This window comes from Bacteroides faecis (genome assembly GCF_020091505.1).
In the GTDB taxonomy this organism is placed as follows: domain Bacteria; phylum Bacteroidota; class Bacteroidia; order Bacteroidales; family Bacteroidaceae; genus Bacteroides; species Bacteroides faecis.
Map to the genome: position 1 here is coordinate 1,180,164 of NZ_CP081916.1, position 13,341 is coordinate 1,193,504.

At 38.1% G+C, this 13,341-nt stretch carries 7 protein-coding genes; all 7 read left to right on the forward strand.

Features of this window, described 5'->3' with window-relative positions:
• Positions 1–858 precede the first annotated feature (858 nt).
• The 7 genes from K6V30_RS04995 to K6V30_RS05025 all read left to right on the forward strand — a co-directional run bounded on the left by K6V30_RS04995 (position 859) and on the right by K6V30_RS05025 (position 13,337).
• Positions 859–1,428, forward strand: a complete 570-nt coding sequence (locus tag K6V30_RS04995; RefSeq protein ID WP_010536011.1) for an RNA polymerase sigma-70 factor — start codon at positions 859–861, stop codon at positions 1,426–1,428.
• An 811-nt stretch (positions 1,429–2,239) separates the two neighbouring features.
• Complete coding sequence (locus K6V30_RS05000) at positions 2,240–3,448, forward strand: FecR family protein (protein ID WP_010536012.1); 1,209 nt, start codon at positions 2,240–2,242, stop codon at positions 3,446–3,448.
• A 43-nt stretch (positions 3,449–3,491) separates the two neighbouring features.
• A complete protein-coding gene (locus tag K6V30_RS05005; RefSeq protein WP_010536013.1) occupies positions 3,492–6,821 on the forward strand; it encodes a TonB-dependent receptor in 3,330 nt (1,109 codons plus the stop codon).
• A 13-nt stretch (positions 6,822–6,834) separates the two neighbouring features.
• Complete coding sequence (locus K6V30_RS05010; RefSeq protein ID WP_010536014.1) at positions 6,835–8,301, forward strand: RagB/SusD family nutrient uptake outer membrane protein; 1,467 nt, start codon at positions 6,835–6,837, stop codon at positions 8,299–8,301.
• 26 nt (positions 8,302–8,327) lie between these two features.
• Entirely contained in the window at positions 8,328–9,038 is a 711-nt protein-coding gene (locus tag K6V30_RS05015) for a DUF4843 domain-containing protein (RefSeq protein ID WP_010536015.1), read from the forward strand.
• A 19-nt stretch (positions 9,039–9,057) separates the two neighbouring features.
• Complete coding sequence (locus tag K6V30_RS05020; RefSeq protein ID WP_010536016.1) at positions 9,058–10,689, forward strand: PKD-like family lipoprotein; 1,632 nt, start codon at positions 9,058–9,060, stop codon at positions 10,687–10,689.
• 65 nt (positions 10,690–10,754) lie between these two features.
• Positions 10,755–13,337 carry a zinc-dependent metalloprotease gene (locus tag K6V30_RS05025; RefSeq protein WP_055269528.1) on the forward strand — a complete coding sequence of 861 codons (2,583 nt, stop codon included), beginning with the start codon at positions 10,755–10,757 and terminating at the stop codon, positions 13,335–13,337.
• Positions 13,338–13,341: the final 4 nt, after the last annotated feature.

The following is a 13,341-nucleotide window of genomic DNA, read 5'->3' on the forward strand; positions in this document are numbered from 1 at the left end:
TTTATTATCAAACGCTGCAAAGTTACGGAAAAGTTGCGAGAAATGTGTCTTCTGCCTGTTTTTGCTTCCGAAATTTCGGGGAGGAGGCGGAGATGATTCTAAAAAACGCCGTAATTTTGAATTAGAAATATGCAGAATGTATTGTAATCTGGCTTGTATGTGGTGCGATGAGTCTGTGAATTCTTTCAAAATGCTAAGTATGTGCTTTGCTTTGATGCGTCAGACTTTCTTTTTGTCACATGAAAACGTGCAGGATTATTTGACGAAATAGAATGTGAAATGATTGTTCCGGCAAAAATAGTGTAAAACTTGTGGTCAGATATGTCTTTTGCATTCGATCTTCCCCCTTCTTCTTGACATAAGTCAAAAAAACAAGGGAAAAGATGTTTTTTAGCATAAAAGTTCTTGTTGTTTTCCAAAACACCTCTACCTTTGCATCGTAGTTGTGAAACTACTTATATTTTTAGGTATTAGAAAAAAGGTAATAACAAAAGGAAAAGAGTAGTTTTAGTTTATAGAATTAGGTATTAGATTATTTTTTTAAGGTATTAATTAGAAGATTAGTTTTTAGGAAAAAGATTGTTTGATTAGGTATTAGGAAAAAAGTAGTTTTTAGGTAACAAGTAAATTGAGATGCAGAAAAAAGAATCCCATTTATGGGGGATTCTTTAAGGGTGGGGCGGAATTATTCGCTCTTTTTTTATTTTATGCTCCTTTAATTCTGTTTTTTTATGTGTGGGTGTGAACTGAGATTCTGAAAAAACAGATATATTTGTGGATTCTATATGCTATAACCAGTTTTTTGCAATAATCTAGGGAGAGTCGTATTCATGTTGATGAATAATGTTGTGTGGACATATGAATGGTAAAGATGATTTTATAGTGCTAGGAGTCAACCAGAAAGACAAGAAGATCTGGAGGGACTTTTATGATCGCTATTATGCTGCTTTGTGCTCTTATGTCAGCAAATTCTTATCCGTATCCGATGCTGTGGAAGATCTGGTGCAAGAAGTTTTTATTTCAGTGTGGGAAGGTAAGCGTATCTTCTCCGATTCCAAAGAACTGACTAATTATCTTTATCGTGCATGCTATAACAATGCATTACTCTATATCCGTAACAATCAGATTCGTGATTCTATACTAAGCTCCCTGCCTTCGGAAGAAGACTTTGAAGACGAGGAAATGATCTATGCGCTGACTGTAAAAGAGGAGGCCATCCGGCAACTCTATTTCTATATTGAAGAACTTCCTGCCGAACAACGCCGTATCATCTTGTTGAGAATTGAAGGTCATTCCTGGGATGAGATTGCATCTAAATTAGGTGTGAGTATCAATACGGTTAAAACCCAAAAGAGCCGCAGCTATAAATTCTTGCGTGAAAAGCTGGGCAATTCAACTTATTCCGTCCTGCTTTCTTTGATTTTTTAAGATACTATCCGGATAATTCTTTCATATTTACTCTCTATTGTTCGAAGATAAGAACCGTAATACAGCAGGTTTAATGCTGCAAGGTGGCGACATTAGTATGTAGCAAAGGCTTGATTAATGTGCTTGCTATATAGCATATTCTTGTTTCATGTACGTGGTTCGTTGAGCTTACGTACGTGATCCCGTCGCTCTATGTGCGTGAACCGATGGGACCACGTACGTGAACTGAAGTTTTGTTACTATGTGAAAATGTTAATTGAGGCTTCGTAACACATTGATGAACGGAAGGCTGACTATTAAATCCGGCATCTTTTATGGGGTTGTATGTGTTATTTGGGGGAGTATATTGTCTTTTGTTGATAGGAGCATCTTTGGGTAAAAGTGACAATAGAAAACTGAATATTTCTTATTGTCACTCTATTATCACCTCTTATTGTCACTTTTTAATTGTTGTATATCAGCCTACTAAGTCTTAAAAGTGATAAGTGACAATAGAAAAGTGTTTTTTGATTCTCCTGAAGAAGTTAAATATTGGATGAATTTAATAGCGGCAACCAAAAAAACAAATATTTTCTAAGATGTCTAATTGTCGTTCTTTAGTGCTTTTTATTTGCTATGCTGTAGTGACATTATTGTTAAAACACTCTGAATTGCCTGTGTTTAGTGATAAAATGATAGGATTTTCCTCTGTAAAGTCTTCGATAGGAATGCTTCATCTAAAAAATAATCATCTTTTTGTCACCCATTTATAGACGTTATGTATAACTATAGTAAAGCAAAGATAAAAATCTCACTAGAAATAGATAAAATTATGAAAAAGTTAGAAAACACATATCAGGATGCCTCTTTGATAAAAAAGGCTCTTTTGGGAGATGCAAGCGACGAAGAGCAGCTGGTGTTGGAACAACGTTTATCTGAGCACCCGGAACTGAAAACGGTGTATGAGAAATTGCAGGATAGTGAGGAACTGAAAGACTCTTTTAATAAGTATAAAGAATATTCATCGGAAAAGGCTTACGAGCATTTCCTTCAACAAATTCAACAAAAAGAAAATCCGTCTGACGGAAAGATACGTCGTATCCGGACGTGGTGGTATGCTGCTGCGGCTATGGTAGTATTGGCTGTGGGAATTTCTTTTTATGCCGTGAATCATTATCAGGCAATGGAGGACAACAAGGCACGTATTGCACTAATCGAGCCGGGTAGCAAACAGGCAGTGCTGACCTTACCCGATGGGAGCACAATTGATGTACAAAAGAAAGATATAAATGTAATAGTAGATGGCGTCCAAGTAAAATATAATAAAGGGGTGCTATCGTATCGACCGACCGTCACAACACAACAACACGCAGAAAAAAACGTCGATGAAAGTCCGGCCAAGTCAAATGAACTGGTTATACCGCGGGGAGGAGAGAATACTGTCCTTCTTGCTGATGGAACCACCGTTCATTTGAATGCCGGTTCTAAATTGATCTACCCGGCCCGTTTTGTCGGAAAACGCAGAATTGTAACGTTGGAAGGAGAGGCTTATTTTGATGTGAGGAAAGACGAGGAACATCCGTTTGTTGTCCGGACGCGCTTTGGAGAAGTAACGGTGCTCGGTACTGCATTTAATGTCAATGCATACAATGATGCGGACGCATGTTATACCACTCTTGTATATGGAAAAGTAAACTTCTCCACACCTGATCAGAAAATCATTACGTTGGCACCAGGTGAACAGGCTGTTGCTTCTTCCCGTGGAATTGAAAAGCGGGCAGTCGATGTAGATGAATATATCGGTTGGGCAAGAGGTGTGTATGTTTTCAATAACAAGCGACTGGGAGATATCATGAAAACCTTTGAGCGCTGGTATGATGTCCATGTCTATTATGAGGATGCATCTTTATGCGACTTGACATATAGTGGCGACTTACAGCGATATGGCACGATCAACACTTTCCTGGATGCTTTAGAACTAACCGGCGATATCTACTATAGAATAAACGGCAGAAATATATTGATATATAAGAATGAGTAATATTGAGTTTTGATTAAAAATTATGGAGAAAAGAAGAGTCTTTATGTTATGTCTGTTTGCATTGAGCATGATTCTCAGTGCATGGGCACTTCCACCTGATGAGAAGAAAGTGACACTTGATTTGAAGGATGTGCCGATGGAGACATTTTTAAACACGGTAAAACAGAAAGCTGGAATCAACATGCTTTATAACTCGAAGATGTTTAAAGGAGTTGAACCGGTGACTGTAAAAGCTACTAACGAGCCTTGGAGAGAATTGCTGGACCGCGTTCTTTCACCTAAAGGTTTCACTTATGCCACCAAAGATGGTATTGTAGTCATCAAGAAGAAAGATCAGAAAACACGTGTTTTGGAAGGTAGAGTGGTTGATGATATGGGCGGTGAACTGCCGGGAGTTACAGTTTTGATACTCGGAAAAGAGAGAAACATCGGAACCATGACAGATGCAGACGGTGCCTTTTCATTGGGACTCCCTGACGGAGACGCTACGATTCGTCTTTCTTTTGTGGGTATGCAATCTTTGGAAATACATACAGGTAAGTTGAATCTCGATAAAGTTCATACCTTTAAGTTGAAACCGGATTCCAAGCAGCTGGAAGAGGTGGTGGTAACCGGATATGCGAAAATTAGCAAGAATAGCTTTACGGGTACTTCAGTGACGGTTACGGCAGATCAGCTGATGTCGGTTTCCAAAACGAATGTATTGGGAGCTTTGCAAACGTTCGACCCCTCTTTTCGTATTGCAGAGAATAATTTAGCCGGGTCGAATCCGAATAATGTTCCAGAGTTATATATTCGTGGACGTTCAGGCATCGGAACCACTCAGTTGGATGCTCAAAGTCTTTCTAAAACATCATTGAAGAATAATCCTAACCTTCCGACTTTTATAATGGATGGTTTTGAGATCAGTGTGCAGAAATTGTATGATATGGACCCTAGCCGTATTGCAAGTATTACAATTTTGAAAGATGCTGCCGCTACTGCTATGTATGGTTCTCGTGCAGCAAATGGTGTAGTTATTATTACAACAGTTACTCCGAAAGCTGGTAAGGTTAATATTGATTATAATTTTACTGGAACGTTGGAATATCCTGATTTGACTGATTATAATATGATGAATGCGCGGGAAAAGCTTGAAACGGAGGTTGCAGCTGGTTTATTTAAGGCGGATTCAGAACAGGATTTTAATGAACAAAGTCGTTTGGATGCACTTTATAACCAAAAACTGAACAATGTAGTTCGTGGTGTTGATACTTATTGGTTATCCAAACCCCTTCGTACAGTATTCAATCACAAACATAGTTTGTATCTAGATGGCGGTACGGAGGATTTGCGCTGGGGAGCAGACTTTTCTTATAATAGTGGAGAAGGCGTTATGAAAGGTTCTTATCGCGATCGTATGGCTGGTGGGCTGTCTTTATCTTATCGGCTTGGAGCTTTTCAGGTAAGAAACTATTTCTCATATACTTATACTAAATCTCAGGAGTCTCCTTATGGAAGCTTTTCCGACTATACTTCAAAATTGCCATATGATGAATATATGGATGAGAATGGAAGATATTTGGAGACAACTTATCCTTGGACTGGAGGTTCAGGAGAAGTAAATCCTTTGTATGAAGCTACATTGAAGAATTATGATCGTAGTAAGTCTTGGGAATTGATTAATAATACAGAATTGTTGTGGAATATCGACAGTTACTGGTTATTAAAAGGACAATTTAGTGTTACGAAGTCAAATTCGGATGCACGTACTTTTCTTGATCCGCGTTCAAAGAAGAATGATGATTTGTTAGGTTTAAATAATGTGGTTTCAGGACAATTGGATATTGTTACTTCCAATAGTCTAAGTTGGGATGCTACTGCTACTTTATCTTATAATAGAAATATAAAGAAGCACAATCTGAATTTTTTGGTAGGTATTAATGCTACTTCAAGTACTGGTGATAGCTTTGGTATTACTTACAAAGGATTTCCTTCTGGCGAATTGTCTTCTCCAGGCTATGGTAATAAAGTCTCTGGATTGCCTTCAAATTCGGATAGTAAAAGTCGTCTTTTTGGTGCATTAGGGACATTCAATTATTCATTTGATAATATTTATTTGGCGGACGTTTCTGTACGCTTCGACGGAAACTCAGAGTTTGGTGCTGATCAACGTTTTGCACCTTTCTTTTCTGGTGGTCTTGGTTTGAACTTGCATAATTATAAGTTCATGAAACAGTTTGATTGGATGGACCGTCTAAAGATTCGTGGAACTTACGGTATTACTGGTAAGGTTGACTTCTCTCCCTATGAAGCGCAGACTATTTATAAAGTGGTAACAGATAACTGGTTTAAAACAGGTCTAGGAGCTTCATTGATGGCATTGGGAAATAATGGATTGGGTTGGGAAAAGACTCATAACATGGATTTAGGTCTAGATGTTGATATGTTTAAAGGACTACTCCAGATGAATTTTTCATATTATCGTAAGAAAACGGTGGACTTGGTTAATAGTGTTACATTACCTAGTTCTACAGGTTTTACTTCTTATAAAGATAATATCGGTGAGGTGATGAATAAGGGTGTTGAGATTCAATTGAGAAGTAATATATTGAATACTAAGGATTGGTTTGTTGCAGTTTTTGCGAATATGGCTCATAATGAGAATAAAATAACTAAGATCTCAGATAGTCTGAAAGAATACAATAAGCGCGTACAAGAAAAGTATGCGAAATATGATTCAGGAAAAGGAGATTCAAAATATAGTGAGACTTACTTGCAGTATGTAGAAGGTGGTTCGCTAACATCTATTTTTGGTGTTAGATCATTAGGCATCAATCCTGCAGATGGTAAGGAAATTTATCTTCGTCCTGACGGTACAATAACATATGATTGGAATGCGGCTGACCAAGTTGTAGTTGGAAACGAAGAGCCAAAACTCCAGGGTACTTTTGGATTTAACCTTCGTTGGAAGCAATTTTCTCTTTATTCTACCTTTATGTATGAATTTGGTGGACAACGTTATAATTCTACATTGGTAAGTAAAGTTGAGAATGCACATATTCAAAGTAGTAATGTAGACCGTCGTGTATTAACAGGGCGCTGGCAAAAGCCTGGAGATTGTACTCCTTATGGACGTTTGCAGACTGATGGGGTAGTTGCAGTAACTCGTCCTACTAGTCGTTTTATTCAGGATTATAATGTATTGACATTTAACTCTCTTACTTTAGGATATGATTTTAATGCTGAATGGTTGAAGAAAGCACATATCGGTCTGTTACGTGTAGAACTTTCAGGAAATGATTTATTCCGTGTTGCTACTGTACGTGCTGAACGTGGATTGGACTATCCGTATTCACGGTCTTTTGCAGCTTCGGTGAAAATGAGTTTTTAACAGTTTAAAGTAGATGAATAATATGAAGAAATTATATACGATATTACTGTTGGCTACAAGCCTGTTTACTACAAGTTGTAGTGATTGGCTGGATGTAGCACCGAGTAATCAGGTGAATGGGGATAAGCTTTTTGAAGTAGGAGATGGATATCGAAATGCTTTGAATGGAATATATTTGAATTTGGGGACTTCTTCCATGTATGGACGAGCAATGTCATGGGGATTTATGGATGCTATTGCTCAATATTATCAAACAGATAATAATTTTATACCTAAAAATTCAGCTTATTATAAATCGGCTAAGTTTCAATTTGATGATTCGGATGTGAAAACTTTTATTTCCAATATATGGTCTATTGGTTATAATAATATAGCTAATTGTAATAATTTGATTCTCAATGTTAGCAAAGCTAGTCCTTCTGTTTTCAAAGAGGGAGAATTTGAGAAAAATATGATTTGGGGAGAAGCATTGGCACTACGAGCTTTTATACATTTTGATTTACTTCGTTTATTTGCTCCCGCCATATCGAAAGATGATGGAAAGTCTTATATTCCCTATGTAGAGGTATATCCTACCATTATTCCTCCATATGAGAGTAGTAGAGAGATTCTTTCTAAAATAATTAGAGATTTAAAAGCTGCGAAAGAGATGTTAGCTAAATGTGATATAACTGATGAACATAAAATTTGGATGAGCACAAGTTATCGTATGTTGGCATCAAGCATGCTTTCTAACGATATAGCTTCTAGTGATGTATTCTTCGCTTATAGAGGATATCGTATGAATTATTATGCTATAGTAGCGACATTAGCACGTGTATATTATTGGGAAGGAGAATATGAACAGGCTTATAAAGAAGCAAAAGAGGTTGTAGAAGCGACTTATCCATATGGAAGCAAGCCTGAATCCTGTTTTAATTTTGTGGAATATTCAAGTTTAGGTACGAATCTCAAAGACTATAATAGCATTATTATGTGTTTTTTTAATAAAACATTACAAGAAGATTATATACCTTATATAACAAGAGGAAATCAAACACTGTTTATCCTTGACAGTGATAATATCTTTGCTGATAATAAAGAACAGGATCGTCGTTTCCTTCTACAGACAGGTTCTTATAATTCTAATGCATATTCCTTAAAATATGATATTAAGTTGGGACAGGATGGTTCAGATATGGTTCCAGGTATACGCTTGAGTGAGATGTATTATATCATGGGTGAGTACTTTGCTCGTAAAGGTGAATATTCTCAAGCTGGCAAAATGCTGGATGAAGTACGTTATGCGAGAGGAATTCTGACTACTAATATGGAGAACAGTATTGGGTCATTGGAAGGATTTCATACAGAGTTATTGAAGGATATGCGTAAGGAATTTGTAGGAGAAGGACAAATGTTTTTTCAATACAAACGTATGGATAAGAAACCGGTAGATAATGCAATTTTTGTATTTGATAAACCGGATAATGAGGATATTTAATGTGTGATAATCAACGAAAAAGAAAGATGAAAAAAAATATTCTATTTGCTTTAATATCTCTTTGTTTTTGGGGATGTTCGGAAGATGAGATAAAACCCTATCATGGTGGACAATATCTTTATTTTAGCCAATTGAAGGAATTTGGTGATGAGGATTTCGAAGTATCTTTCAATAACTATCCTACTAGTGATGCTATTATTGTGAAGATTGGTCTGGGGCTAGTCGGAAAACCGTTTTCAACAGATACACCTTACGAAGTAAGTGTGGTTGCGGAAGATGAGAGTGAAGATAAGATAAAGAATGCTGATCAGAAAAATTATCATTTGCCTGATAATCCAATGTTTAAAGCTGGATTATCTAATGATACATTGGAGGTTGTGTTGTTAAAAACGGAAGATTTGAAAGAGAATGTGAAGTTGTGTTTGAAAATTCTTCCAAATGAGTATTTCGAAGGATCAATACCGGAATACGAACAAATTAAAATTGTATTTAATAATATTATTAGTAAACCTTTATGGTGGACCAATGATGTCACGAAGTTGTATTTAGGTACATATTCTAGAAAGAAATATGAAGAGTTTGTAAAATGCACTAATATCTCAGATTTTGGAAAACTAAGTACTGCCGAAAAACGGCAATATGCATTGACATTCAAGTATTACATTGCAGTAAACAATGTAATGGATAAAAATGATACAACTGGTGAGGAGTTTCCGATGACTGTACCTATTAACTAATTAGAATAGAAATTGAAATATGAAAATGAAGATATTATTTGTTGTAATGTTCCTTTTGATCATCACGTCTTGTTATGAGGATAAGGGAAATTATGATTATAGAGAAATGAACGATATCGAGATTTCTGTAGAGACTGAAAGTTCTTCGTATGCGTTAGGAGATAAAGTGATATCAAAACCAAAATTAGTTTTCACTTTAGGAAAAGAACCTTCTGATTTATCATATGAATGGACGTTTGATGGACATGTCATAGCTGATACTAGAGACCTGGAGTGGATAGCGGATACAATTGCTAGTACTAAAGAACTTCGGTTGGCTGTGATGGATAATAACACAGGAGTTACCTATTTTGGTTCTACGTACATTTCTGTTTCTTCTGCTTATGCCTCTAACGGCTGGGTAGTACTCTCCGAGAAAGAAGGTATCAGTACTTTAGCTTTTTTGAGAGAACAGACTGAAGAGGGAATATTAAAACCTGTTGTTACACGTGATATTTATCAAATGATTAATGGTGTACCGATGGGAACACAGCCTGTTTCTATGTATCCTCACTGGACAGAACGCTGGGATGGAGAAGATAAAACCAGTTGGCTATGGGTAGCACAGAAGGGTGGCCAAGGAGCTATTGATATATCAGGTAGCAGTTATAAGCAGGAAGGGATATTGTCTCAAATGTTCCTTAGTAAATCATATCCAGAAGGATTTGTTCCGGTAGGTGTTATTGATATGCAGTTTCTTACAATGGCAATTGGTGAAGATGGAATTATTTATACCCGCGTTAAAGATAGCAATTTATTGTTTAACTCTAGTAATTTCCTTGACCGACCATTAACATCAGATGAAGAAGGTAAAATAAAGGTGGATGGTAGCATGATTGCTTATGCTCCTTTTGATGAACATGGAGGTATGGTTCTTTATGATAAAAATTCTTCGCAATATTTGCATATTGCTGATTATAAGAGTTGGCAAGGTTATAACTATTCTGGCAAGGTGCTACCTTTGAAGGTGGAGGAGTATGAGTATGGTCCTTCTGATGCTAGGCTAGATAACATGAAGGATTATTCTGTATACTTTGTAGGTGCTAGTTTGGTTGACTGGGGAGATGTCTCTTATATGTCTATTATTAAAGATAAGGCTGGCAAGTTCTATATACAGAAATTTACGGTAGAAGCTTATGGAGGGGGTAGTTCTGTCACCAAAGTTGGCGCTAGTTTTACATCTCAAAGTGAGATTGAGGGGCTAAGTTCAGTAATTGACGGAACGTCCAAAAACTGTTTTTATCTTTGTCGGAATCAGGATAAAGCTCCTTATCTGTTTATAAGTAAAGGGGAGACTCTCTATTTTTATTATACAGATGGGAATAAGTTATACACATGTGCTCAATTTGATTCTCCTATTGCTTCTATTGATGCCGAATGCTTTAATAATAAATATATTATAGTAGGTTTGGAAAATGGAGATGTCTATATTCTGAAAGGGGATGATGATAATTCGGATTATACTCTTAAGAAATATGTAATCCAACAGAATAAGGTAATTCAGGTGAATGATGCTGAAAATAAATTTGTATTGTTCCATGAAAAAGATTTTGGGCGGATTATTCAGGTTCGTTATAAATGGAAAGAATCTTGGAATGAATCATTTAGTTAAAACTTAAAAACGATAAAACTTTGAAAAAACTGTATTTACTTCTTCTAGTCGTACTATGCGGGGCTATGACTAACCCCGCTGTGGCTAAGAAGAAAAACAAGAAGAAAGCTTCTACCGAAGCGACTACGAAGAAAGAGAAGAAGGAAACCAAGTATGACAAACTGTTTAAAGACAAGAAGGTCACCACAGCTAAAGGTTTCATCACTCTTCATAAGTTGGACAATAAGATCTATTTTGAGTTACCGATTAAGGTGATGAATCGGGATATCCTGCTCGGTTCTACTATTGCTGAAACTACCGATAACCAATTCGGTTGTGTAGGAGAGAAGTCCGGTGATCCGTTCCTGATCCGTTTCGTACAGCGTGATTCTACTATTACGTTGCGTCGCGTGCAGGCAGGGCAGTTTTCTGAGGACCGTGAGATCAAGAAACGGTTGACGAGCAGTACAATGCCGGCTATCGCCGAAACATTCGAAATTAAGGCTTATAACAATGATAGCACAGCAGTCGTATTCGATATGACAGACTACTTGTTGAGCGATCAGAAACTTCTTTCTCCTTTCTCTCCTTATTCAATGATGGAGATGATGGGAGCGGATATCGATAAAGATTTCGAGAAAGAAAGTTCCTTTATCCAAGGAATCAAAGGATTTGAAGATAATATCAGCGTACGTTCTTTGCTGACCTATAAAATCAGTGTAGGGGTGAAAGGAAACTACGCCGTGAAGAAAATGCCGTTTACAGCAGTCATGAACCGTAGTTTCATTCTGTTGCCCGAGCAGCCGATGCGTCCTCGCTATGCTGATCCACGTATCGGTATTTTCGAGCATTCGGTAGTGGAATTTGCTTCCGAAGGACGTGGATTACGCACTCGTCACATTGCTCACAGATGGAATCTGGAGCCATCTGACTCTGCTGCTTATCTTCGTGGTGAACTGGTGGAGCCCAAGAAGCCCATCGTTTTCTATATTGATGATGCGTTCCCTTTGAACTGGAACAAATATATCCACAAAGGAGTTGAAGTATGGCAGAAAGCATTCGAAAAGATTGGTTTCAAGAATGCTATTGTAGCTAAAGACTTCCCGAAAGACGACCCGAATTTTGATCCCGAGAATATTAAGTATTCTTGTATCCGTTACGCACCGTCTACGGTAGCCAATGCGATGGGACCATCCTGGATTGATCCGCGTTCCGGAGAGATTATCAATGCATCTGTGACTGTATTCCACAACATCGTGCAACTCGTTCAGTACTGGCGCTTCTTGCAGACTGCCCCTGCTGATAAAGATGTTCGCGATATCGTATTGCGTGAGGACTTGTTGGGCGATTGCATCGCTTACGTACTTTCTCATGAAGTAGGTCATACATTGTCATTGATGCACAATATGGCCGGTTCTTCCTCTATTCCTGTAGAGTCATTGCGTGATCCGAAGTTTACTCAGGAGTTCGGAACTACTTATTCTATCATGGACTATGCACGTAATAACTATGTAGCGCAACCGGGTGATAAAGAGAAAGGCGTACGTCTGACTCCGCCGGAATTGGGAGCTTATGATTACTATGCTATTGCCTGGCTGTACACCCCGATATTTGAGGCTAAAACAGCTGAAGAAGAAATTCCTATACTGGACAAATGGATCAGCGAAAAGTCAGGAGATGATAAATATCGTTATGGTAAACAACAATTCAAACGCCGCTTTGACCCGAGTTCTGTAGAAGAGGATTTGGGGGACGATCCGGTGAAAGCTTCTGAATACGGACGCCGTAACCTGCAATATCTGCTGAAACATATCAACGACTGGGTAGCAGATAAGGATAAGGATTTTGAGTTCCGTAGTGCGGTTTATGACGAAGTGGTGTATGCTTATGTACGTTATCTGAGTTTCGTATTGGGAGATATCGGTGGTATCTATTTGAATGAACGCTATGACGGTGACCAGCGTCCGAGCTATAAAACGGTATCTAAGCAACAGCAGAAGAAGGCACTGAACTTCCTGTTGAACGAGTTGAAAGACCTTTCCTGGCTGGATGCCCGTGAGACATTGAAAGAGTTCCCGATTCGTACTTCTGTTGCTATGCAGATGGAAGATGCTATTATAGATGGTATTCTGTCCCGTTGTGGTGCAGTAGCTATTTGTTCGGACAAAGCTACATCATCTCCTTACACTCAGAAAGAATATCTGGCTGATATCGAACGTTTCGTATGGGCTCCTACACGTGCCGGCAGAAATCTGACTGAAACGGAAATGCGCTTGCAGATGAATTACCTGACTAAATTGATTGAAGGTTCGGTAGCCGGAGTTGCCAAGAATGCCAGCCGCAGAGGAATTGCAGATATGTATGCTCACATTGAAGTTCCCGAATGGTTGAAATCGGCTTCCCGCGAACGTTTCGGTATTATTTCGGAAGAGTTTATGGGATGTTTCAATAACAAACCTCGTGAAATGCAGGCTGCCCGTCTCGAAGAGATCAGCGGTTTTGATGACGATGTGGATTTGAAAGCACCGATTGAACCGATGGAACACGTTTACTACGGTGAGTTGAAGAAAGTCCGCAGCCTGGTTGCGGCCAATGCTTCTACTGGCTCTGCTGATACCCAGCGTCACTACCGCTTATTGTTGTACAAGATTGATCAGGCATTAAAATGATAGG